Origin of the sequence: Microbacterium sp. NPDC087589 (assembly GCF_044743635.1) — a bacterium.
Taxonomy (GTDB): domain Bacteria; phylum Actinomycetota; class Actinomycetes; order Actinomycetales; family Microbacteriaceae; genus Microbacterium.
Genome location: NZ_JBIUWV010000001.1, coordinates 965,405 through 988,971, shown reverse-complemented (window position 1 = coordinate 988,971; position 23,567 = coordinate 965,405). Strand labels below are relative to the sequence as shown.

General features: G+C 66.6%; 20 protein-coding genes. 10 read left to right on the top strand and 10 right to left on the bottom strand.

Features of this window, described 5'->3' with window-relative positions; translation table 11 throughout:
- Nucleotides 1-26: 26 nt before the first annotated feature.
- Together ACIOU8_RS04915 and ACIOU8_RS04910 are read right to left on the bottom strand one after the other, a co-directional pair.
- The gene (locus ACIOU8_RS04915; RefSeq protein WP_400786416.1) at nt 27-773 is read right to left on the bottom strand and encodes a glycosyltransferase; all 747 of its coding nucleotides are present in this window, start codon (nt 771-773) and stop codon (nt 27-29) included.
- Complete coding sequence (locus ACIOU8_RS04910) at nt 770-2,026, bottom strand: hypothetical protein (protein WP_400786414.1); 1,257 nt, start codon at nt 2,024-2,026, stop codon at nt 770-772. Before ACIOU8_RS04910 ends, ACIOU8_RS04915 begins: the two co-directional genes overlap by 4 nt.
- A gap of 110 nt (nt 2,027-2,136) precedes the next feature.
- On the opposite strand from ACIOU8_RS04910, the gene ACIOU8_RS04905 reads away from it, so the two are divergent.
- Nucleotides 2,137-3,138, top strand: a complete 1,002-nt coding sequence (locus ACIOU8_RS04905) for a glycosyltransferase (protein WP_400786412.1) — start codon at nt 2,137-2,139, stop codon at nt 3,136-3,138.
- Between the two features lie 7 nt (nt 3,139-3,145).
- On the opposite strand, the gene ACIOU8_RS04900 is transcribed toward ACIOU8_RS04905, so the two are convergent.
- From ACIOU8_RS04900 to ACIOU8_RS04885, 4 genes are read right to left on the bottom strand one after another with little or no spacing between them, the layout of a single operon-like run.
- Nucleotides 3,146-4,093: a glycosyltransferase gene (locus ACIOU8_RS04900; protein ID WP_400786410.1), complete on the bottom strand. Its 948-nt coding sequence runs from the start codon at nt 4,091-4,093 to the stop codon at nt 3,146-3,148.
- Nucleotides 4,090-4,488: a DUF2304 domain-containing protein gene (locus ACIOU8_RS04895; RefSeq protein ID WP_400786408.1), complete on the bottom strand. Its 399-nt coding sequence runs from the start codon at nt 4,486-4,488 to the stop codon at nt 4,090-4,092. Before ACIOU8_RS04895 ends, ACIOU8_RS04900 begins: the two co-directional genes overlap by 4 nt.
- Entirely contained in the window at nt 4,485-5,240 is a 756-nt protein-coding gene (locus ACIOU8_RS04890; RefSeq protein WP_400786406.1) for a glycosyltransferase family 2 protein, read from the bottom strand. The genes ACIOU8_RS04895 and ACIOU8_RS04890 overlap by 4 nt, the downstream gene beginning before the upstream one ends.
- Nucleotides 5,241-5,268: 28 nt before the next feature.
- On the bottom strand, nt 5,269-7,554 hold the full coding sequence (locus ACIOU8_RS04885) for a hypothetical protein (protein ID WP_400786403.1): 2,286 nt from the start codon (nt 7,552-7,554) through the stop codon (nt 5,269-5,271).
- Nucleotides 7,555-7,658: 104 nt separating this feature from the next.
- Here ACIOU8_RS04885 and rfbA point away from each other — a divergent pair, with 104 nt between their 5' ends.
- From rfbA to ACIOU8_RS04845, 8 genes are all read left to right on the top strand, one after another.
- Nucleotides 7,659-8,528, top strand: a complete 870-nt coding sequence (gene rfbA / locus ACIOU8_RS04880) for a glucose-1-phosphate thymidylyltransferase RfbA (RefSeq protein ID WP_400786401.1) — start codon at nt 7,659-7,661, stop codon at nt 8,526-8,528.
- Nucleotides 8,528-9,526 carry a dTDP-glucose 4,6-dehydratase gene (gene rfbB / locus ACIOU8_RS04875; RefSeq protein ID WP_400786399.1) on the top strand — a complete coding sequence of 333 codons (999 nt, stop codon included), beginning with the start codon at nt 8,528-8,530 and terminating at the stop codon, nt 9,524-9,526. The genes rfbA and rfbB overlap by 1 nt, the downstream gene beginning before the upstream one ends.
- 4 nt (nt 9,527-9,530) lie before the next feature.
- Nucleotides 9,531-10,946: a sugar nucleotide-binding protein gene (locus ACIOU8_RS04870; RefSeq protein WP_400786397.1), complete on the top strand. Its 1,416-nt coding sequence runs from the start codon at nt 9,531-9,533 to the stop codon at nt 10,944-10,946.
- Nucleotides 10,943-13,087, top strand: coding sequence for an acyltransferase family protein (locus tag ACIOU8_RS04865; protein WP_400786395.1), 2,145 nt, complete (start codon nt 10,943-10,945; stop codon nt 13,085-13,087). The genes ACIOU8_RS04870 and ACIOU8_RS04865 overlap by 4 nt, the downstream gene beginning before the upstream one ends.
- Nucleotides 13,088-13,203: 116 nt before the next feature.
- Complete coding sequence (locus tag ACIOU8_RS04860) at nt 13,204-15,234, top strand: acyltransferase family protein (protein WP_400786393.1); 2,031 nt, start codon at nt 13,204-13,206, stop codon at nt 15,232-15,234.
- A 94-nt stretch (nt 15,235-15,328) separates the two neighbouring features.
- Nucleotides 15,329-16,465 carry a UDP-galactopyranose mutase gene (gene glf, locus ACIOU8_RS04855; protein WP_400786391.1) on the top strand — a complete coding sequence of 379 codons (1,137 nt, stop codon included), beginning with the start codon at nt 15,329-15,331 and terminating at the stop codon, nt 16,463-16,465.
- A 10-nt stretch (nt 16,466-16,475) separates the two neighbouring features.
- Nucleotides 16,476-17,297, top strand: a complete 822-nt coding sequence (locus ACIOU8_RS04850) for an ABC transporter permease (RefSeq protein WP_400786389.1) — start codon at nt 16,476-16,478, stop codon at nt 17,295-17,297.
- Nucleotides 17,294-18,031, top strand: coding sequence for an ABC transporter ATP-binding protein (locus ACIOU8_RS04845; RefSeq protein WP_400786387.1), 738 nt, complete (start codon nt 17,294-17,296; stop codon nt 18,029-18,031). Before ACIOU8_RS04850 ends, ACIOU8_RS04845 begins: the two co-directional genes overlap by 4 nt.
- Before the next feature lie 25 nt (nt 18,032-18,056).
- Here ACIOU8_RS04845 and ACIOU8_RS04840 read toward each other — a convergent pair whose 3' ends face one another.
- The 3 genes from ACIOU8_RS04840 to pseB are packed head-to-tail and all read right to left on the bottom strand — an operon-like array spanning nt 18,057 to nt 20,901.
- On the bottom strand, nt 18,057-18,788 hold the full coding sequence (locus ACIOU8_RS04840; protein WP_400786385.1) for a cytidylyltransferase domain-containing protein: 732 nt from the start codon (nt 18,786-18,788) through the stop codon (nt 18,057-18,059).
- On the bottom strand, nt 18,785-19,909 hold the full coding sequence (locus ACIOU8_RS04835) for a DegT/DnrJ/EryC1/StrS family aminotransferase (protein ID WP_400786383.1): 1,125 nt from the start codon (nt 19,907-19,909) through the stop codon (nt 18,785-18,787). Before ACIOU8_RS04835 ends, ACIOU8_RS04840 begins: the two co-directional genes overlap by 4 nt.
- A gap of 2 nt (nt 19,910-19,911) precedes the next feature.
- Nucleotides 19,912-20,901, bottom strand: a complete 990-nt coding sequence (gene pseB, locus ACIOU8_RS04830; RefSeq protein WP_363571149.1) for a UDP-N-acetylglucosamine 4,6-dehydratase (inverting) — start codon at nt 20,899-20,901, stop codon at nt 19,912-19,914.
- Between the two features lie 106 nt (nt 20,902-21,007).
- Between pseB and ACIOU8_RS04825 the strand changes: the two genes are divergently transcribed.
- On the top strand, nt 21,008-22,492 hold the full coding sequence (locus ACIOU8_RS04825) for a GNAT family N-acetyltransferase (protein ID WP_400786380.1): 1,485 nt from the start codon (nt 21,008-21,010) through the stop codon (nt 22,490-22,492).
- A gap of 6 nt (nt 22,493-22,498) precedes the next feature.
- Here the strand turns inward: ACIOU8_RS04825 and pseI are convergent, their stop codons facing one another.
- Nucleotides 22,499-23,560: a pseudaminic acid synthase gene (pseI, locus tag ACIOU8_RS04820; protein WP_400786377.1), complete on the bottom strand. Its 1,062-nt coding sequence runs from the start codon at nt 23,558-23,560 to the stop codon at nt 22,499-22,501.
- Between the last annotated feature and the right edge of the window lie 7 nt (nt 23,561-23,567).

Here is a 23,567-nt window from a genome sequence, read left to right as displayed (position 1 = left end):
GGTTCAGCTCGCAGCACGATGTCGAGTCAGCGTGCCGAGGCGACGCGTCGCGATGCTTCTCGCCACGCACGGATGAGCATCCACCGCGACTGCAGCGCCCTGCGGAGCCCTCGCGGCTTCGGCGACGACGCGTTCGCGTCGTGCAGGCGGCGGCGCAGCACCGGGCTCTGGACATGGGCGAGCCCGCGAGCAGTGTTGCCGACGGTCGCGATCCACAGATCGTGGGATTCGACGAGGAACTCCGGGAAGGGCAGGATCACGTCCCTGGTTTCACGTCGGAAAGCCATGGCGCAGCCGTAGTAGGGCGCGTCCCCGGCGAGCAGACGCAGCTCATTGGCCAGGGAGCCTCCTGATGGCAGCGCCTCGAGACGCCAGGGGCGTCCGGTGAGCGGGGAGCGCAACGGGGCGTCGTCAGGGAGCAGCACGAGGTCACCTGCCGCGATCGACCGGTCGCGGAGCGCCTCGACCAGCAGCGCACGGCGGCCAGGGACCCACTCGTCGTCCTGGTCGGAGAGGAAGATGATCTCGCGGGTCGCTTCGGCTATCGCGGCCTCGAAGGCCTTCACATATCCGCGGTTGGTCTCGGAGCGGATCAGTCGGATGCGACCGTCTCCGACAGCGGCCACGACATCTGCTGTATCGTCCGTGCTCGCATCGTCCACCACCACCACCTCGTCGTCGGGGCCCAGTCCATCGAGGATCGATTCGAGCTGGTGCCTGACGAACCGTGCGCCGTTGTACGTGGCCATGCAGACGCTCACGGTCTTGGTCATACGATGCCTCCGTCAGCGGGTGCGACGAGAGCGACAGCCGATCGTCTCTCCAGGAGTAGATGGTGGGTTCCGGCTGTCACGACGACGGCGAGGATCACGAGCTCTGAGGCCGCGAGCCCAGTGATGATCCCGCTGAGGCCCCACTGGGCTCCGAAGACCATGAGCGGGACTCCGACGAGAGCAGCGCCGAGGGTGCCGAAGAGCACGTAGCGGTTCAGGCCGGCCGGTACCAGGACGTTGCGGATGAAAGGCGTGGTCAGACTGGTCAGCGCGAAGGTCGCGCCGAAGCCGAGGAACACGGCGATCTCCGGCGTCGCTTTCGCGCCGAACAGCAATGACGAGAACACCGGGCCGAGCACCGTCAGCGCCGCGCCTCCGAGGAGGGCGAGGGCGGCATGGAGCCCGAAGGCCACGAGATGGCGGCGCAGCCGACCATGAGCGTAAGAGACCTCGAGCACCCACTTCTGAAGGGTGTTCGACAGAACGGTGATGGCGAAGAGGGCGATGCGGAAGAACTTGTCGGCCGAGGTGGCCTGACCGCTGGCCGCCGCGCCGAGCAGACCCTGCGCGAGGGGGATGGGCGCGGACGTGTAGGTCCCGCCGATGGTCTCAGCTGCGGCGACCGAGAGGTTCGCACGATACGCGTGCAGGATCCGCCTGCCTGCGAACGGAGGCACAGGTCGTCGGTAGAGCCGGAGGTTCAGAATGACCGGGCCCGTGAGGAAGCCGATCAGTGTGAGGATCGGGTACCACAGCAACTGCTCGGTGAGCAGGAGGAGCGGAATCGCCAGGGCGACGCTGATGCTCACCGGGACCGTCTCGAACAGCAGCACGACCCGCGCGTTGCCCACACCGACCGCATACCAGACGACGGTCATGGCCGCAGCGGTGGTGGCAAGAGTCACGAGTGCGGCGACAAGGCGGAACTCGGCCGGGACGAGCGCCGAGCTGAGTGCGGCGCCGACCGTTCCGGCCGTCACCACGAGCAGGCCGCGGCACCAGAACGAGTCTCCGAAGATCTGACTCCGGGCGGCGTCGTCGGCGCTGAGCGCGATGCGCGCTCCGCCGGAGATGTTCCAGCCGAACCCCGCGACGATCGCACAGACGGTTCCGACGGCCTGAGCCGTGCCCACCGACCCCCACGCCTCCAAGCCGAAGACGTTCGGGATGATGGGCAATAAGAACAGCGGCGCGATGAAAGAGATCAGAGGAACGGCACTAAAGCCCGCGAAGCGTGACAGTAGAACCTTCATGGATGGGACCCCTCGGACCATTGCGGCCCGACACCACTCGGGATGGCGCGGACATTAACGCGTGCGAGCCTAGACTACTGGAGTCGGGTTGAAGGAGAGGTCAGGGACGAATGGCTGGAGTTATCGTGCTCGCCGCCTATCGACCCTCTCAGGAGCTGTTCGCCCGCCAGATCGCCTCGATACGCGACCAGACCGTGACTGACTGGGAGTGCATCATCTCCGTCGACGGAGAGCTCGACACCATCGAGGAGGTCCTCGCCGATGTCGTGCCCGACGACGATCGTTTCCGCGTCCTTGCAGACGGGCGACGACTCGGCTTCTACCTGAACTTCGAGCGGGGGCTCGCGGCGGTGCCTGCCGAGGCCGAATGGGTGGCGCTGAGCGACCAGGACGACTTCTGGTACCCCCACAAGCTCGAGACTCTTCTTCCGCACCTCTCGGAGGCCGCGATCGTGTCCGGGCAGGCCCGGTTGGTGTCGCACCCCGGTGATGATGTGCTCGGATTCACCGAGCGACGACAGCTCGATGCCGCCTCCACCATGATCGTGAATCAGTACACCGGCTCGTTGTGCCTCTTCCGTGCCGACCTGCTGTCGACGGCGCTGCCTTTCCCTCGACTCTCCTCCCACACCGTCGCGCACGATCACTGGCTCGCCGTCGTCGGGATGGCGCGGGGAGGCGGCCGGATCGTCGATGACGTCGTGCAGGACTACGTGCAGCACTCCGCGAACGTGTTCGGTGATCCGAGCAGGCTGCGGCTCGGCCCGATCGCGACGCTGCGGAGAGCCTGGGGCAACGCTGTCACATTCTCGATGCGGTACGAGGGGTCGGCGTCACCGTCGGCGATGGCTCGGATGCTGTTCTGGATCTACGTGGGTTGGCGCCAGCTCATGGCGCAGACACTCGTCGCGCGCGATCCCCACGCGGCGCCTGCGATCGATACCGATCGGCGATTCGGCTCGGGGCGGCGGCTGCTCGAGACCGTGCAGATGCTGCGCCGAGTCCGACGCGCACAGGTCGTGCCGGCGCCGTTCGTCATCGCGTATCTCGGCAGCTGGGCCGCGGGCTGGCTGATCCGGGGTCGTCGACGCACCCCCACCGTGAAGCCGTAGACAGCGCTCAGTGGGGTTGCGCGTACGGAAGAGGGCGAGCGCGCCAGGTGACGCGGGCCGCCTCAGCGGAGAGCTCTGGACGCATCCTCCCCATCCGCTCGGCGCGTCCGTCTCGGAACCCCGCGACGAGGAGCCTCCGCATGGTCGATCGGGGCTTCGCCAGCATCCACGCGATCACGAAGTACGCGTAGTCGGCTCGTGCGTCGCTGCGCAGTCGCGCGCGGTGCCGCGGGTGGCGCCGCGCCAGCACGATGCGATTCCTGGCCCTGTAGTAGTAGCGGAACGGCGTGCTGAGGGTGAGCGCGGGCAGCAGCGCTCCCAGCGGTCCGGGAAAGCGGTAGCGTGCACCCAGACGGTGGGGCAGCCGGACGCCAGGGGCGACGATGCACGGCAGGTCGGAATCGAGGCAGCGGAGCTCGAAGTCCGTGTCCACGAGGTCGATGAACAGGGAATCGTCCATCAGGCCGACCCGTTCGACCACATCGGCGGGGAGGTACATGCCGGACTGGATCGCGTGCGCGGCGTAGACCACTTCGTGTCGCGTCGACGACCCGGCTTGGGAGACGTCGGCGAAGAACTCCGGAACGGCAGGACCGGCGGGGACACCGTGCGCCAGGGCGTGTTCCCGCGCGGCGCTCAGAGCGTCGACGAAGCCGGGGGCGATGGTCGAGTCCTGATCGAACGTCACGATCGCGGTCGCGCCATTGTCGAGGGCGCAGCGGATGCCGCGATTCAGGGCGGTGGCGATGCCGGAGTTGTGCTCCAAGGCGACCACCAGTGCTCCGCTCGATGCGATGTCCGCGCGGACCGAATCGAACTCAGAGCCGCTGCCGTCGTCGACCACGATGATTCCGGTGACTTGAGGAGCGAGATCGGCCAGAAGCGGAGGTACCCCGGCGGGGCGATGAACGGTGACGACCCCCCAGACGCCGCCGCTCGGGGCTCGGGACGTCATGCCGGGGGAGCGCTGTCGGCGCCGCCGCCTCGGTGCTGCGCCTCCAGAGCCGCGATGCGGCTGTCCAGCCGGTCTACCTCGGCGCGGGACAGCGCGGCCTCCTCCGCAACGCGGCGGATCTCGTCCTCAGCCTGCGAGAGCTCCCAGGAGAGATGCAGCGAGACCCCGAGGAGCAGGGTGATCGCGAGAGCGAACAGGAGGTTGGCTGGCACCTGAACGCCGAGCAGCGCGGTCGCCCAGAGCAGGAGCTGCGGGAAGATCCCGAGCAGCAGGACGCTCAGCGCGATCACGATCCACATCACCGCGTACTTCTCGCGAAGACGTCGTGTCAGGAGCATCCAGAACACCAGTGCGAGGATGAACAGCGAAAGGACGATCCCGACGGCAACGATCATTGTGCGTCCTCCCGTTCGCGGACACTCGTCGATTGGCTCGTCGAACCGGGGCGGCGCAGCATCGCCAGGCCGAGTGTGAACACCGAACGCAGCAGGTAGATCGACGCTCCGATCGGACCCTGGCTCGGGGTGCCATGGACCCGTGGCCGCATGGCCACGGGCACCTGCGTCACGGTCAATCCAGCGTGACACGCTGCGACGAGGGAGTCGATGGTGTCGCCGAGGTACTCGGCGGGGTAATAGCGGACGTACTGCTCGATGGCTCTGCGGTTGGCAGCACGGAAGCCGCTCGTCACATCTGTCAGGCGGGTCTTGGCGACCCTGGACACGGTCTTCGCCAGGAACAGCATCGCCCAGTGGCGCGGGCCCCGAACCGAATAGTCGCCGACGTCCGCGAAACGAGCGCCGATCGAGATGTCCGCAGTGTCGAGACCGTCGAGGACCCGAGCGATATCGATGGGATTGTGCTGCCCATCTGCATCGACCTGGATCGCGCGGCTGTAGCCGTGACGCTTCGCGTACGTGAACCCGGTGCGCATGGCCCCGCCGACGCCGAGGTTGAACGGCAGGGAGATGACTGTCGCGCCGGCCTCTCTGGCCACGGTGCCGGTGTCGTCGGTGGATCCGTCGTCGACGACGAGAAGATCGAAGTCTGCGCTCGCGGCGCGGATCTCTTGCACGGTGCGTCCGACGTTGCGGGCCTCGTTCCACGCGGGGACGATCACGAGGACACGGTCCGACGACAAGCTCATAGTCCCCCGATCCTATCGGATCGACCGGTCACGTGATCGGAGCGCCGACCGCGTAGTCACCCTTGAAAGAGGGCGCGATCTGGAGCACCGCGGGCGCGCGCCCGCCGCCGAGTCTGAGCAGAACCGAGATGGACGACACGTGCCTCAGCTTGCCGTTCTCGTAGAGGTAGATCTCCGGCGCACCGGTGAACTGCACGAAATCTACTCCGCTGGTGAGCAGGGGGGAGCCGATCTTGAATCCCGAGAGCTGGTCGCCCGGGAGCACATACTCCCGCGGCGGCGTTCCCCCGTTCAGCTGGATCAGGGTCTTGATGCTGCGCACATGACGCAGCACACCGTTCTCGTATCGGTAGATCTCTTCGCGTCCGGTGAAGCGCACGAAGGAATTCGCGGGGAGGCTCGCAGGGCCGGTGCCGAGCCACTGGACGGTTGCCTGTGACCAGGGCAGCACCCGCAGCGGTCTCGATCCGTTGAGCGCCAGCAGATCCGCGGGGGTGGGCACGTGTCGCAGCGTGCCTCCCGAGACGACGTAGATCTCAGGTGCCCCCTGCGGCTGGATGAACAGCGGATCGGAGACCGAGGTCTTCGCGCGGGGCATCGCGCCACATTCTCCGGCGCCCAGCTTGGTCGGCTTGATACCGCCGAATTTCGTGCCCGAGACCGGATAGAGCTTGCCGCCCGCGGCGATCATGTTGCTGTTGCCGCACGAGACGACCGGGGCGAGCGTCGACCCGACCTTCGCATTCGCCGAGACCGAACTGCTCGGCACGATGGTGGTGTTCGTGGCTCCGAACTCTCGGGCGAGCGCGGTGCTGGGCACACGCAGCAGGCGGTCGCCGAGGAGCGTGAGATACACCTCTTGCGACCCCGCGGCGCGGATCAGGCTGTTCGCCTTGATCACGAGGAGGCCGTGAGCGATGGCCGCGGCCGCCGACGGCTTCATCGACGCGACATACCCCGATGTTCCTTTGGACACCTCGAGCCACGTCTGCTGGTTGGCGACGTGCCTGCGCACGCCTGACTGATAGAGGTAGACCTCAGGCTCCGCTCCTGAGCGGAAGAACGACCCGACGGGGGCACCCTCGGAGAACCGGTCGGCCGTGGCGCCGGTGAGGTTGACGTACGAGCTGAACGAGTATCCGAACAGCGCGACCTGGCCCGCATCCACGAAGCGATGGCGGGTGCCGTCAGGCTCCAGGAGGTACAGCGTCCCCGTGCGAGGGTCGTGCACGTACCGCGTGACCGGCTTGCCCTCGGGCATCGGGTCGAGGTACGCCGCGGCCACGGAGACAGCCCCGCCGAGTCTCGACCGCAGCGCGGCGAGATCCTCGGCAGCGACGACATGGTGGCGGACGCCGGACTGCACCATGTAGATCTCCGCGCGACCCGGGACCTGCACGAGGGTCGCCGACGCACCGCCCGATGTCTGCGTGCTGCCGAACCAATCCGTGAAGAGCTGGTAGAAGTTGCGATTGCCGTAGCTCGAGCACCCGTCCCCGCTGCCGTAGCCGGCATTGAGCGCCGCCCGATTCGGCTGATAGGGGGTGTAGTAGTAGAGCGCCGCGGTCGCCTTGTTCTCGATGCGCACCGGGGCCGAGCCGCAGGCCCGGTTGGGGTGATACAGGATGTTCCAGGTCTTTCCCGGCGCGTAGTAGGTGAACCAGCGCCCCTCGGCGTAGATCTGCATCTGCCTGGCCGCACCGTAGATCTGGTAGAAGAAGCCTGCGTATGCCGGATCGCACGCCGCTGTGTCCGGGCAACCCTGACCGAGGGCCATGTCGTAGCGCCAGCTGCTCGGCCACGTGTGCGTGACGAGACTCTGCTCCTTCTCGAGCATGACGATGAGCACACGCGGGTTGATGCCGCACGACTTCGCGACCCGTGCGATGATCGTCGCCGCCGACTCGTTCGCCGCTCCGCTGTAGCCACGGCAGTAGCTGTCTGCCGGGCGGTTCGGCGTGTTCTGACGGTAGTCCTTGAGGCAGACGTATCCGCTGCGGCATGACGCCACTTTCCCCCGGAAGAACGAGTCGATCTGGCCGGCCGACATCGTGTCACCCTGGAAGAACACGGCATCGGAGATGATGTTCCCCGGCTTGAACTGCGCGAGGTTCGCGGTCTCGCGGATGGACGCATCCACCGGGGCCGTCGCCGCAGCCGACGATGCCAGTGCTGTCGCGGCCGTGGACAGACCGCCGGAGGAGGAGGGCGACACGGCACTGGCCGGCGTCGCCACGAGCAGGGATGCGGCGAGGACGACAGCCGCTGCACTGGCAAGGATGCCGAGCAGGTGGGGGGATTTTGAGCCGGTCACCTGCTCATTGTGGCGGAAATATACCGATGATGCCAGTGTGAACGGTGTGACGCAAGTAAATCGTGTCGTTCTGGGTCCCAGGCGGGATGTGGCACGATATGGGGGTGAAAGGCATAATTCTCGCTGGCGGCTCAGGCACTCGACTGCACCCGATTACGATCGGCATCTCCAAGCAGCTGATTCCCGTGTACGACAAGCCGATGGTCTACTACCCGCTGTCGACGCTGATGCTGGCAGGGATCCGGGACATCCTGATCATCACGACGCCTCACGACGCAGAGCAGTTCGAGCGTCTGCTCGGTGACGGTTCGCAGTTCGGCGTGAACCTCACGTTCGCGCAGCAGCCATCGCCGGACGGCCTCGCGCAGGCCTTCGTGATCGGAGCGGACTTCATCGGCGACGACAAGGTCGCCCTCGTGCTCGGCGACAACCTGCTCTACGGTCCGGGACTCGGCACCCAGCTCAAGCGCTACACGGACGTCGAGGGCGGTGCCGTGTTCGCCTACTGGGTGGCAGAGCCCGATGCCTACGGCGTCGTCGAGTTCGATGCCGACGGTCGCGCCGTCTCCCTCGAGGAGAAGCCGGAGCACCCCAAGAGCAACTACGCCGTACCCGGGCTCTACTTCTATGACAACGACGTGGTCGAGATCGCCCGCAACCTCGAGCCGAGTGCTCGCGGCGAGTACGAGATCACCGACATCAACCGCGCCTATCTCGAGCGGGGCGGACTGCAGGTCGAGGTGCTGCCGCGCGGGACCGCGTGGCTCGACACCGGGACCTTCGACCAGATGTCGGATGCCGGCGACTACGTGCGCACGATGGAACGCCGCACAGGTCTGCGCATCGGCGTGCCGGAAGAGGTCGCTTGGCGTCAGGGTTTCCTCACCGACGATGACCTGCGTGAGCGCGCGACGAAGCTCGTGAAATCCGGCTATGGCACATACCTGCTCGAGACCCTGGAAAGAGGTCGTTGATGTCGAACATCCTCGTCACCGGAGGCGCCGGTTTCATCGGCTCGAACTTCGTCCACTACGCGGTCGAGCACACCGACCACACGGTCACGGTTCTCGACGCGCTGACCTACGCGGGCAACCGGGCCTCGCTCGCGGGGCTTCCCGAAGACCGGGTGCGGTTCGTGCACGGCGACATCACGGACGCTGAGCTCGTCGACGGACTCACCGCAGAAGCGGACGCTGTGGTGCACTACGCGGCGGAGTCGCACAACGACAACTCGCTGCACAGCCCCCGCCCCTTCCTCGACACCAACATCATCGGCACGTACACGTTGCTCGAAGCGGCGCGCAGGCACGAGACGCGGTTCCACCACATCTCGACCGATGAGGTCTACGGCGACCTCGAGCTCGACGACCCCGAGCGGTTCACCGAGCAGACTCCGTACAACCCGTCGTCGCCGTACTCGTCGACCAAGGCCGGCAGCGATCTGCTCGTCCGCGCCTGGGTCCGCTCGTTCGGCGTGCAGGCGACGATCTCGAACTGCTCGAACAACTACGGGCCGTACCAGCACGTCGAGAAGTTCATTCCTCGCCAGATCACCAACGTGATCCGCGGCATCCGTCCCAAGCTCTACGGGGCGGGCGAGAACGTCAGGGACTGGATCCACGCCAACGACCATTCGTCTGCCGTGCTCACGATCCTCGAGAAGGGTCGGATCGGCGAGACGTATCTGATCGGCGCTGACGGCGAGCGGAACAACAAGGACGTCGTCGAGCTGATCCTCGAAGAGATGGGTCAGCCGAAGGACGCGTACGACCACGTCACCGACCGCGCGGGTCACGACCTGCGGTACGCGATCGACTCCACGAAGCTGCGCACGGAGCTGGGCTGGCAGCCGGAGTTCGCCGACTTCGAGTCCGGGCTGGCGGCGACCATCGAGTGGTACCGAGACAACGAGTCGTGGTGGGCGCCGGCCAAGGATCAGACCGAGGCGTTCTACGCCTCCAAGGGGCAGTGACCCGATGAGCGAGATCGACTTCGGCAAGTCCCTGAGTCGCACAGAGACGACGATTCCGGGGCTGGAGATCTTCGATCTGCCGGTTCACGGCGACTCGCGCGGGTGGTTCAAGGAGAACTGGCAGCGCGAGAAGATGACGGCACTCGGCCTCGCCGATTTCGGCCCGGTCCAGAACAACGTCTCCTTCAACGATGCCGTCGGAACGACGCGCGGGATCCACGCCGAGCCGTGGGACAAGTGGGTGTCCATCGCGACCGGTCGTATCTTCGGCGCCTGGGTCGACCTGCGCGAGGGACCGACGTTCGGCGCGGTCTTCACCGCCGAGCTCGATCCTTCGAAGGCCATCTTCGTGCCTCGAGGCGTCGGCAACTCGTATCAGACTCTCGAGCCCGACACGGCCTACACCTATCTCGTGAACGACCACTGGTCGCCGGACGCATCCTATTCGTTCCTGAATCTCGCAGACGAGACCGCCGCGATCGAATGGCCCATCCCGCTGTCTGAGGCTGAGGTCTCTGCGAAGGATCTCGCACACCCGCGTCTCGCAGATGTGGAGCCGGTCTCTCCTCGGAAGACTCTCGTGATCGGCTCGGGCGGACAGCTGGGAACTGCGCTTCAGGCCGAGTTCGACGGGATGCCGAGCGTCGAGTGGACCACGCGCGCCGATGTCGATCTCGGGTCGGCGACACTGGCGGATGCGCGCCGGTGGCGCGACTACGACACGATCATCAACGCAGCCGCATACACGGCCGTCGATCGTGCGGAGACGCCAGACGGCAGGCGCGACGCGTGGGCGGTCAACGCCGCAGGGCCGGCTGCGCTGGCACGCATCGCCGCAGAGCACGGCATCACGCTCGTGCACGTGTCGAGCGACTACGTGTTCGACGGTTCGGCCGATCGCCCCTACGCGGAGGACGATCCCGTGTGCCCTCTCGGTGTCTACGGCCAGTCCAAGGCCGCCGGCGATCTCGCCGTCTCGACGGCCCCTCGTCACTACATCGTCCGCACCTCCTGGGTGATCGGCAGCGGGAGCAACTTCGTCCGCACCATGGCCTCGCTGGCCGCGAAGGGCGTGGACCCGAAGGTCGTCGACGACCAGCGCGGGCGGCTCACCTTCGCGAGCGAGATCGCTCGCCTCATCCGCACTCTGGTCGAGACCCGTCCGCCGTTCGGGGTCTACAACCTGACCTCCGAGGGTGAGGTCGTCACCTGGGCCGACATCGCTCGCCGTGTGTTCGAGCTTGCCGGCCACGATGCCGCTTGCGTCTCGGGTGTGTCGACGGATCAGTACTTCGCCGCGGCGACGTCCCCCGTCGCCCCGCGCCCGCTGAACAGCGTGCTCGATCTGACGCGGGTGCACGGCATCGGCTTCACCCCTCGAGCGGGAGACGAACTGCTTCGGGAGTATCTCTCGCCGTGAGCGCGTCGCTGAGGACCGCGGATACGATCATCGCGGCCCCTAAGGCGCGGGTCTTCCGAACCGACATCCAGGCGCTTCGCGCCGTGGCCATCGGCCTCGTCGTGCTCAACCACCTCTGGCCGTCTCGCCTGCCCGGCGGGTATGTGGGTGTCGATGTCTTCTTCGTGATCTCCGGCTTCCTCATCACAGGACACCTCGTGGGAGAGATGAGGCGCACCGGGGGAGTGCGACTCGGGGCGTTCTACGCCCGACGGATCCGGCGCCTGCTCCCGGCCGCGATGCTCGTCCTCGCAGTGTCGCTCGTGCTCCTCGTGGTGTTCCTTCCCTACCCTCGCTGGGAGCGAGGCGCATGGGAGGCCGCGGCGAGTGCGGGGTATGTCGAGAACTGGTTCCTGGCATCGATGTCGGTCGACTACTCGGCGCTCAACGATGCGGCGAGCGCCGTCCAGCACTATTGGTCGCTGTCGGTCGAGGAGCAGTTCTACATCGTCTGGCCCCTGCTGCTGCTCGCGGCCCTCGCGGTGTCTCGGCGCACCGGAGGTCCGAGCACGCGTCGCGAAACGAGGAGGAGGACGGGCAACGGGCTGATCGCGGTCGTGGCGGTCGTGGGCATCCTCTCCTTCGCCGCCAGCGTCGTCTACACGATCGTCGCCCCGCCTCAGGCGTACTTCGCGACCTTCACGCGCGGATGGGAGTTCGCCGTGGGCGGCGCGATCGCGCTCTTCGGAAGCCGGATACCGCTCAGGCGCACCGCCGCTGACATCGTCAGCCTGCTCGGGTTCGCCCTCATCGTCTGCGCCGCCCTCGCCTACGATCACACGACAGCCTTTCCCGGGTACACCGCGCTGGTGCCCGTGCTCGGCACCGCGGCGGTGATCCTCGCCGGAGAGAGATACGTGTCTCTCTGGCATGCGAAGGCGACGGCCCTGCGACCCGTGCAGTGGGTCGGTGGCATCTCGTACTCGCTCTACCTGTGGCACTGGCCGTTGATCGTGGTCGCGCCGTTCGTCATCGGCGGCGAGGCGACCACCCTGTCGAAGGTCGCGGTGCTGGGTATAGCGCTCGTGCTGGCCGCGCTGACGAAGAGGTTCGTCGAGGACGCCGGCCAGACCTGGAGATACTGGCGTGGCTCCTCACGCCGCGCATCCGGGCTCATGGTCGCCGGGATGATCGTCATCGCTGCTCTCGTGGCTGGCGTCCTCGCGTCATACAGTGCGCGGGTCGCGGCAGACGGTCCACCTGACGACCTCATCGCGGCGACCTGCGAGGGGCCCTCGGCGCTCGCACCGGGGGCGGAGTGCGCCGACCCTTTCGGGGCCGCGGACTATTCGGTGATGACGAAGAAGAACGAGTACTTCTACACCCCTGAGGAGTGCGGTGAGTTCCTGCCGATCCTCACCTATGGAGATCTGAAGACCACGCACGAGTGCGACTTCTCGCGTGGCGCGGAGGATCCGACGCGGGTCTGGCTGATCGGCGACTCGCACGCGCAGCAGTGGCAGGGAGCCGTGTTCGACATCGCCGAGAAGAACGGGTGGATCGTCGATACGAGCTTCTACGGGGGCTGCCCCGTGGCCGATGTCGACTTCATCGGATTCCGCAGCGCGTGGGGCGCCGCCGACGTCGAGAGGTGTCGCGAGTGGTCGCGTGACCTCGCCGAGACCGTCATCGACGACGAACCCGACCTCGTCATCACCGCGATGGCGTCTCGGCTTCAGCTCGTGGATGATGGAAGCGACCGGCCGCAGATCGATCAGATGTCGCACGGGCTGCTGGAGTACTGGAAGCGCTGGAATGATGCGGGCATCACAGTCCTCGCGCTCGCGGACCCTCCGTTCAACGCCGAGGTCAGGAGCCCCGACTGCGTGCTCCACAACTCCGACGAGCCGCAGGCCTGCGCGCGTCCTCGCGCCGAGGCGCACCCCGCCGACCCCATGGTCGCCGCAGGTGCGGAGGCCGGATCTGCGTCGATTGGCGTGCTGGACCTGACGGACCGCTTCTGCGATGCCACCTCGTGCTACGCCGTCGTGGGTGGCATCCCGGTCTACTACGACGCGGATCACCTCAACCTCGAGTACGCCAGACTGCTCGGACCCGATATCGAAGCAGCCGCTGAGCGACTGCTGGCGCAGAGCAGATAGGCTGAAAGCGGCAGACGGTCGACCCGAGACGACTGCGGCGACACCCCCGCCGATACGCCGCACTCTTCATGAATCCGACGCGACCGATATCTCTTCGGCCTCCCGTGGCTGACTCCGTGCGCCCTGCGACGTACCGCGCGGACATCGACGGTCTCCGTGCGCTCGCGATTCTGCTCGTCGTGGCGTACCACGTGTGGCTGGGTCGCGTCTCGGGCGGTGTCGACGTCTTCCTGATGGTCTCCGCGTTCTTTCTCACCGCGTCGTTCGTGCGGCGGCTCGAGTCTCAGCGCCGGCTCGCACTCGGATCGTTCTGGCTGCGCCGCTTCCGGCGGCTGCTGCCCGCAGCCGCCGTGACGATCGTCGGCGTGCTCGGCGTCGCGCTCGCGGCGTACCCGCAGACGGAGTGGCCGCGCGTGTGGCGCGAAGCGTGGTCGAGCCTCTTCTACGTCGAGAACTGGACGCTGGCACTGTCAGAGGTCGATTACTACGCGCGCGAGTCCGTCACGCCCAGTCCTTTCCAGCACTTCTGGTCACTGTCGGTCCAAGGGCAGGTCTTCATACTCTGGCCGCTGATCATCGCGGGGGTGTGGGTGGTGCTCCGCCGACGACAGCGCATGATCGTTCCCGCCCTGGCGCTGGTGTTCGGTGCGATCTTCGTCGTCTCGCTCGGGTTCTCGGTGGTCGAGACGATGCGGGCCCAGTCGTTCGCCTACTTCGACACCCGTACACGGCTGTGGGAGTTCGCGGCCGGCTCACTCGTCGCGATCGCTCTGCCCCACGTCCGCGTTCGCCCGTCTATCGGGGCGGTCCTCGGATGGGCGGGAATCGTCGGCATCGTGATGTGCGGAATAGTGCTCGACGTGCAGGGCGGATTCCCCGGGTATCTGGCCCTATGGCCGGTGATCTGCACGGCGCTCGTCATCGTCGCCGGGCGCGACCGCCCGCGTGGAGGCCCCGCGATGGTCCTGGAATCAGCACCGCTGCGCTACATCTCGCGCGATGCCTATGCGCTCTACCTCGTGCATTGGCCCGTGCTCGTGACCTGGATGATGCTCAGTGGGCGTTCCGAGCCGGGATGGCTGGCCGGCCTCGGAATCGTCCTCGTGTCGTTCGTGCTGGCGAGGCTCGTGTCGATGCTGGTCGAGCGACCGATTCGAGACTCAGCTGTCCTCGATCGCTCGCATCGACTCGGTGCGCTCGTGCTCGCGGCGTCCGTCCTCGTCGTCGCCGCGCCGCTTGCCGCATGGCAGCTCACGGTGGAACAGCGAGAGGCCGCACTGCTGGCCAGCGACACCGGGGGATATCCGGGGGCGGCGCAGATCGATACGCCGATCGACCTCTCGGGTGCCGATCTGCCGTTGATCCCTCTGGCCACGGCGCTCGATGAGGAGTGGGTGGACCTGAAGGGCAGCTGCGACGGGGAGCTCGAGCCCGTCGAACCGGTGCTGCAGGGCAGCTGCGTGCAGACCGCGAATGCAGCGGACTCGGATGCATGGCGGGTGCTCGTGATGGGGGACTCGCACGCGCAACAGCTCATGTCCCCCCTCACCGTTCTCGCCGATCAGGAAGGGTGGGGCGTCGTCGCCCTGCTGAAGGGCGGATGCGCGATCGGCATCGGAGCACCGACGTGGTCGGCCTCGGGTCCGCCGTGCGAGGAGTGGCGTGCCGCTGCGATCGAGTATGCGACGAGGGTGCAGCCCGATGCCGTGTACCTCGTCGTGACTCGGGCGACGCCTGGGTCTCCCGAGGTGCTCGTGGAGGGGATCCGAGAAGTCGCCGACCAGCTCACCGCCAACGGGATCCCAGTGATCGCCGTGCGAGACAACCCGCGCTTCGACGTCGACATGTACCAGTGCGCCCTCGAGGAATCCGAGGTCGCGCCGGGCGCCGCTGCGGCGTCGTGCGACGTTCCCGAACCCGGGTTCGCCGTCGGGGAAGACCTCGACGATCTGGCGGAGGCCGAAGGGGTCATCGCCGTGGACTTCCGACCCTGGCTCTGCCCCGAGGGCGTGTGTCGGGCGTCGATAGGAAATATCGCCGTGTACATCGACGACAATCACCTCTCCGACACGTACGGGCGTACGCTCGCTCCCATGCTGCAGGGAATGCTGGAGGTCGGAGGACCCCTCGGCGCCGAGGCGGGCTGACAGGTTGCGCCGAGTTCCCTGCCGGTAGAGTTGTCTGCTGTGTGCCGTGCGCGACGCCGCGCGGATGTGAGCCTTGTGGGCAGAAAGCAGCAACATGGATCTTCTTGTCGTCGGGTCGGGCTTCTTCGGCCTCACCATCGCAGAACGCGCCGCCAACGCCGGCCGCAAGGTCACGGTCATCGACCGTCGCCACCACATCGGCGGGAACGCCTACAGCGAGGCGGAGCCGGAGACGGGCATCGAGGTCCATCGCTACGGCGCCCACCTGTTCCACACGTCGAACGCCACGGTGTGGGAGTACGTCAACCGGTTCACGAGCTTCACGAACTACGTGCACCGGGTCTACACGACGCACAAGGGAACGGTCTTCCCGATGCCGGTCAACCTCGGCACCATCAACCAGTTCTTCCAGTCGGCCTACACGCCCGACCAGGCGCGGGCCCTCGTGCGCGAGCAGGCGGGGGAGTTCGACGTCAAGACGGCGGCCAACTTCGAGGAGAAGGGCATCGCCCTCGTCGGCCGTCCTCTGTTCGAGGCGTTCTTCCGGGACTACACCGCCAAGCAGTGGCAGACCGACCCGCAGAAGCTCTCGGGCGACATCATCAGCCGTCTCCCCGTGCGCTACACCTACGACAACCGCTACTTCAACGACACGTGGGAGGGGCTGCCGACAGACGGCTACACCGCGTGGATCGAGCGGATGGCCGATCACCCCAACATCGAGGTGAAGCTGAACGTCGATTACTTCGACGAGAACCAGCCGCTGAACAAGAAGGCGACGGTCGGACAGCTGCCCATCATCTACACGGGACCTGTGGACCGCTACTTCGACTACGCGGAGGGCGCTCTCAGCTGGCGCACGCTCGACTTCGAGCAGGAGGTGCTGAACATCGGCGACTTCCAGGGCACCAGTGTGATGAACTACCCCGACATGGACGTGCCTTTCACGCGCATCCACGAGTTCAAGCACTTCCACCCTGAGCGCAAGGACGTCTACGACTCCGACAAGACCGTCATCATGCGCGAGTTCTCCCGTTTCGCGAACCGCGACGACGAGCCGTACTACCCTGTGAACACCCAGACCGACCGTGACGGTCTGCTCGCGTACCGTGAGCTCGCGAAGGGTGAGGACGGCGTGCACTTCGGCGGACGCCTCGGCACGTACCAGTACCTCGACATGCACATGGCCATCGGCTCGGCGCTGTCGCTGTGGAACAACTCGCTCTCGTAGACTCGGCACTGTGAGTCACACTGCTGCCGGGGCACCCGGAACGCCCCGGCGCTATCTGCATTCCCTGTGGCTGCTGTCGGCCAGGGACCTCAAGGTGCGGTATTCGACGAGCCTGCTCGGCTACCTGTGGTCGGTGCTCGATCCGCTCGTGATGAGCGTGATCTACTGGTTCGTCTTCACGCAGATCTTCAACCGCGATGTCGGTGAGGACCCGTACATCGTGTTCCTCATCAGCGCCCTGCTGCCCTGGGTGTGGTTCAACACGTCGGTCACCGACTTCACTCGCGCGTTCAAGAAGGACGCGAGGCTGGTGCGCTCGACCGCGATCCCTCGATCGATCTGGGTGAACCGCATCGTGTTGAGCAAGGGCGTCGAGTTCCTCTTCTCCCTGCCGGTGCTCGCCGCGTTCGTGATCATCAACCTGCTGGTGGAGCAGGATCCCGCCCACATGGTCCAGGTCGGCTGGGGAATCCTCTGGGTTCCGGTCGCGGTCTTCCTGCAGACCGTCCTGCTCGTGGGCCTGGGGCTTCTGGTAGCGCCGCTCTGCGTCCTCTTCGTCGACCTGGAGCGCACGACCGCGCTGATTCTGCGCGCCATGTTCTATGCGACTCCGATCATCTACAACGTGACAGATCTTCCCGGTATCTTCCAGACTCTCGGTGCGTTCAACCCGCTCGCGGGGATCTTCATGCTCTATCGGATGCCGTTCTTCCCCGACCAGTGGAATCTCTTCACGCTGCTCGTCAGCGTGGGCATGACCCTCGTCATTCTGGCGCTCGGCGTATGGACCTTCCGGTCCCTCGAACGCACCGTGCTGAAGGAGCTGGGATGACCGTCGCGATCGAGGCCAACGGGTTGGGCGTTCGGTTCCGCCGCAATCGCCGTGGGCGCCAGAACTTCAAAGACCTGTTCGCCCCTGCGGCGCGGCGGGCGCGCTCGGGTGAGTTCTGGGCGCTGCGTGACGTCTCGTTCACGGTGCAGCAGGGAGAGTCGATCGGCGTCGTCGGACGCAACGGCCAGGGCAAGTCCACGCTGCTCCGTCTCGTCGCGAACGTGCTGCTCCCCGACGAGGGGGCGGTGGCGGTGCACGGTGGAGTCGCCCCGCTGATCGAGATCACGGGCGGCTTCGTGGGAGATCTGACTGTGCGGGAGAACGTCGCCTTGATGGCGGGTCTGCACGGGATGCCGCGCGACGCGGTCGCGGAGCGCTACGACGACATGATCGCCTTCGCCGAGCTGGCCGGATTCGAGGACACTCCCTACAAGCACCTGTCCAACGGCATGAAGGTGCGCCTGGCGTTCTCGGTCGTGTCCCAGCTCGACGAGCCGATCCTGCTCGTCGACGAGGTGCTCGCCGTCGGAGACAAGGCGTTCAAGGACAAATGCTACAAGCGCATCGACGAGCTCCTCGCCGAGGGGCGCACGCTCTTCTTCGTCAGCCACAACGAGCGGGACCTCCGCCGGTTCTGCACCCGCGGTCTGTATCTCGACAAGGGTACGCTCGCCCTGGACGGGCCGATCGCAGACGTCCTCGACCGATACAACACCGACTACAACCGCGGCTGACGCAGATGGGCGGTCGCCCTCACGGTCATTCGCCGAGCTTCTTCTGCTCCACGAGCGCGTTGACGGCGGCGAGCTCCGGATGAGCATCCAGGACGGCCACGATCTCGGAGACGTCCAGCGATGCAGCGCCGTGCACCTCGATGAGCGCCCGGATGACGGACAGGTCCTCCGGGGTGTCCAGGGTCACTCGGTAGCGCGAGGCATCGATCCGCCGGGTGATCGAGTGGATGCTCGAACGCGGCGAACGTCCCGCGTAGAGGTACGGGGTGACGTGTTCGCGCTCGGCCGGCTCGGTGGCGTTCCTGTCGGCGGCGGCGAGGGCGGACGCAGAGAAGACCTCGAAGTCGAACCCCCGCGGGTAGGTCCGCTCGAGGACGTTGGAGACGTGGGCGTGAGAATCATCCAGTTCGACGAATCGGCGAACGCCTTCAGCGATGAGCGCGGGGTCGATCAGAGGGCAGTCCGAGGTCACCCTCACGACGACATCGAGTCCCGCGGAAGACGCCGCCTGCGCGAATCGACTCAGCACGTCGGCCTCGCTGCCGCGGAAGACTTCGATCCCTCGCGCATGCCCCAGTGCCGCGAGAGGGTCGTCAACGGCGTTCGTCGTGGTGGCGAGGACGACGGACAGATCGGTGGCGACGAGCCTGTCGATATGGTGATCGAGCATCGACCGGCCCCCGGCGGGGAGCAGCACCTTGCCAGGAAGGCGGCTGCTGGTCATCCGCGCCTGGGTGATGATGCCGATGCGCGTCAACGGAGAGCCCTGACGAGCGACTCGACGACCTGATCGACCTGATCGTCCGTGAGCTCCGGGTGGATGGGGAGCGAGAGCTCCTCGGCATAGAAGGCTTCTGCGTGGGGGCACATGCCGCGGCGGTAGCCGGCATCCGCATAGACGGGGTGCCAGTACACGGGCATGTAGTTGACCTGCACCCCGATGCCGTCTGCACGCATCCGGTCGAAGACCTCTCGACGACGCTGATCGAGGATGCGCACCGGGTAGAGATGCCGGATCAGTTCGACATCGTCGCGCTGGATCGGAGTGCGAACACCGTCGAGGCCCGACAGAGCCGCGTCATAGCGACGAGTGATCTCGGCGCGTCGCCGCCTGAACGTGTCGAGCCGTGCCAATTGGGACAGGCCGAGTGCGCAGGCGATGTCATCGAGTCGGTAGTTGAAGCCGAACTCGTGGACCTCCTGATGCCAGGCGCCCTCGGTCGTCATCGCGAACCGATCGGCGTCGCGCACGAGTCCGATGAAGTGGAACTCATGGGCGCGCTGTGCGATCAGCGGATCCTTGGCGACGAGAGCGCCGCCCTCGCCCGTAGTCAGGTTCTTGGTGGGGAAGAACGAGAACGTGGTCAGGTCAGCGAGGTCGCCCACGGGTCGACCCTTGTACGTGCTGCCGATCGAGTGCGCGGCGTCATCGAGGACGAGGGCGTCGACCCGTGCGGCCGCGGCGGAGAGCCTGTCGTAGTCGGCAGGGTGGCCCGCGTAGTCGACGGCGGCGATCACCTTCGTCCGCTCGTCCACGAGCGCGTCGACCGCATCCGGGTCGATCAGCGCTGTGTCTTCTTCGACATCTGCGAAGACGATGTTCGCACCCAGGACCGACGCCATCGCCGTCGTGGCGATGAAAGTCATCGGCGTCGAGATCACGGTGTCGCCCCGGGTCACTCCTGCGGCGCCGTACGCCATGTGGAGCGCCGCAGTTCCCGAGGTCGCGGTGACCGCCCGGTGCCCTCCGGCGACCTCACCGAGCCGCGCCTCGAAGGCGGCGACCGCCGGGCCCGTCGTGAGCCAGTCGCCGCGGAGCACGTCGACGACCGCCTGGATGTCGTCCTCGGAGATCGACTGACGCCCGTATGGCAGCACCGTCAGATCCCCGCCTCGATGATCTCCGCGATCTCCTGCTGGGAATACCACCGGTCGTTGCTGTCCGAGCGGTAGGCGAAGCCCTCGGGTACCGGTACGGCACCTGCAGGCATCTGATAACCCCACGAGGCGAGATCGGGCTGGATGATGAAGTACTTGCCGTCACTGACCGTGACCGCGCGGCGTCCTTCTTCCGGGCTGATCATCTCCTCGTGGAGCTTCTCGCCCGGGCGCAGGCCGACGTCGACGAGCTCGGCTCCCGGCACGACGGCGTGGGCGAGGTCCGTGACCTTCATCGAGGGGATGCGGGGGACGAGCAGCTCGCCACCCTGCATGAGCTCGAACGTGTCGACCACCATCTCGACGGCCTGGGGGAGGGTGATGAAGAACCGGGTGCAGCGCAGATCGGTGATCGGAAGCGGCTTGCCCTCGGCGCCCAGGCGGGAGAAGAACGGGATGACAGAGCCCCGCGATCCCATCACGTTGCCGTAGCGCACCACCGCGAATCTCGTGTCGTATGCGGCAGCGTAGTGGTTGCCCGTGATGAAGAGCTTGTCGGCGGTGAGCTTCGTCGCGCCGTACAGGTTGATGGGGCTCGAGGCCTTGTCGGTCGAGAGCGCGACGACGCGCTTCACACCGGCGTCGATCGATGCCTCGATCACGTTCTGGCTGCCCAGGATGTTCGTCTTGACGAACTCGAACGGGTTGTACTCGGCGGTGTCGACCTGCTTGAGCGCAGCGGCGTGCACCACGTAGTCGACGCCGTGCAGCGCACGCGCGAGACGCCGCTCGTCGCGGATGTCACCGATGAACCACCGCAGTCGGGGGTCGTCGCCGAACTGCTGTCGCACTTCGTACTGCTTGAGCTCGTCCCGCGAGAAGATGACCAGACGCCGGGGGTTGAGGTGGGTCAGGGCGTGGCGTATGAACGCCTTGCCGAATGACCCCGTGCCGCCTGTGATGAGGATGCTCGCGCCCTCGAGAACCGACACTCTGTCTCCTCAGCGTTGTCGTGATCGCATGGATGCTCGGGTTGTTCCATGCCCGGCCTATCCTATCGGGTGGGCGCAGGCGCGCCCCGGAGGAGAGGAACGTGCGATGAGCGGGCGACGGGTCCTCCTGCACTGCAACGCCGATGTCGAGTCGGGCATGGGACATCTCATGCGCACGCTCACGATCGCCCGTGCCGCGCGCGACCGCGGGTGGTCGGCGTCGGTGTTCGGCGATGTCGATGAGGTCGGCGCGGACATCCTGCGACGGATGGAGCCTGAGCTCGAGCTGTTCACGACGCAGGGACCCGCGGCGAGCCTCGGTGACTTCGCCGATCTCGCGCGGGGCGTCGACGTGATCCATCTGGACAGCTACCGCGAGGTTCCCGATCTCTCCTCCCTCGGACCGTTGATCAGCAACATGCAGGACGGTCCGTTCGGCGTGCGCGACGCCGATCTGGCCATCGATGCCAATCTGGCCTCCGAGCACACCTTCGCGAGCCCTGAGCGCAGTCTCAGCCAGCTGGCCGGCATCGCCGCCGCGGTGGTGCGTTCGCAGGTGCTCGCACAGCGCGATGTGCGGACGACGCCATCGGCGTCGCCTCGTGTGCTGGTCGTGATGGGCGGCACGGATCCCCACGGTGTGACCGCTCGCGTCATCGCCGCCTTCGACCGCCTGCCTTCCACGGTGAAGATCACCGTGATCGACCCCCGCCGCCGCGATGAGGTGCTCTCAGCGGCCGAGTCCTCGCGGCATTCGGTCGAGGTCCTGGGTTTCGTCGACGACCTCCCTGCGATCGCCCGAGACCACGATCTGGCCGTGACGGCGGCCGGAACGTCCGTCTGGGACTTCGCCTGCATGGGCCTTCCGATGGCACTCGTCTGCGTGGCGGACAACCAGCGAGTCGGCTACCGCCAGGCCGTCGAGCGGGGGTTCGCGATCGGCCTGGGGGAGCCGCTCCATCAGAGCCTCGACGAGCGTATCGGCCTGCTCGCAGATCTTCTCGATTCACCGGTAGCGCTCGCCGAGACGGCTGCAGAACTGAAGCAGATCGTCGACGGCCTCGGCAGTTGGCGGATAGTGACCTCGTGGGAGCAGCTGCTGAGCACGCGTCCACAGATCGCAGCCGGGCCTGCGGTGATCGCTCGGGCTGCGACGATCGACGACGGGCAGAAGCTCTTCGAATGGCGCAACGACCCGACCGTCCGTCTCAACTCCCGCTCGCGCGGCGAGATCGACCGGGGGTCGCACGACGACTGGCTGGCGAGAAGCCTCGAGGATCCCGATCGTCGACTCCTCATGATCGAATCAGACGGGGTGCCGGTGGCCACCTGTCGTTGGGACAGGCGGTCGGCAGACGAGTGGGAGATCTCGATCACGGTCGCCCCGGAGAGTCGTGGTCGCGGTATCGCTGCCTCAGCGGTTCAGGCGGCGGAGGCCGCGCTCACTGCACTGCCCCCGATCCGCCTGGTCGCTGCGGTGCACCGAGAAAACGCGGCGTCTCGTCGGGTTTTCGAGCGTGCCGGCTATCTTCCGCATCTGCCCGCGGATGCAGACGGCTTCCTCACCGTGGCGAGATGGCGACTGTCGTAGTGTGACTCAGAGCACGTCCCAGGTCAGTGGCGTGCCGCGTTCTACGGCTCTCGTGAACGTGCGTCCGCTCACGAGAGCGAAATCATCGGGACGGAGTCCTCCGGCCGGGCGGATCGACCTCACATTCTCGGGACTCACACTGTCGCCGGCACGCACGTCCGCGACGACGAACAGAGACCGGCGAAGAGCGAGTACCGCTTCTTCCTGGGCTGTCGGTCCGAACGACACACCGCTCGCTGACGCGACACGTGCCTGTTCGGAGGCGACGACGAGGGCCTGGAACTCGTCGGGAGTGAGGGAGAAATCTGCGTCGACGCCGCCATCCGTGCGGTCGAGTGTGACGTGCTTCTCGATCACGACCGCACCGAGGGCTGCAGACGCGACCGCGACTCCGATGCCGAGCGTGTGGTCCGAGAGTCCCACCGGGACGTCGAATGCGTTCCGCAGTGCCTCGATGTTGCCCAGCCGTGCTTCCTCGGGAACCGCGGGGTACGCGGCGGTGCAGGCCAGAAGCACCAGCTCGGTGCCGCCGGCGTCGCGGACGGCGGTGACGGCCGCATCGATCTCGGACAGCGTCGCCATGCCGGTGGACACGATCATCGGCTTGCCGGTGCGGGCGACCTCGCGGAGCAACGGCAGATCGACGATCTCGGCGGATGCCGTCTTGTACATCTCCACGCCCAGCTCCTCGAGGAACGCGACCGAGCTCGGGTCGAACGGGGTGGAGAAGGGGATGAGTCCGTGGCTGCGTGCGCGCTCGAAGATCGGCGCGTGCCACTCCCACGGTGTATGCGCCTCCTGATAGAGGGAATACAGGTTGCGGCCGCCCCAGAGACCGTGGTCACCCGCGACCTGGAAAGCGGGCTTGTCCGAATCGATCGTGAGGGTGTCGGCCGTGTACGTCTGGATCTTGAGGGCGTCGGCACCGGTGGCGGCGACGGCGTCGACGATCGCGAGCGCGCGATCGAGATCGCCATTGTGGTTTCCCGACATCTCAGCGATGGTGAACACCGGCGAGCCCGCACCGATGTTCGCGGAGGAGAGCTGGATGGTCTGCGAAGAAGTCACGCCGACA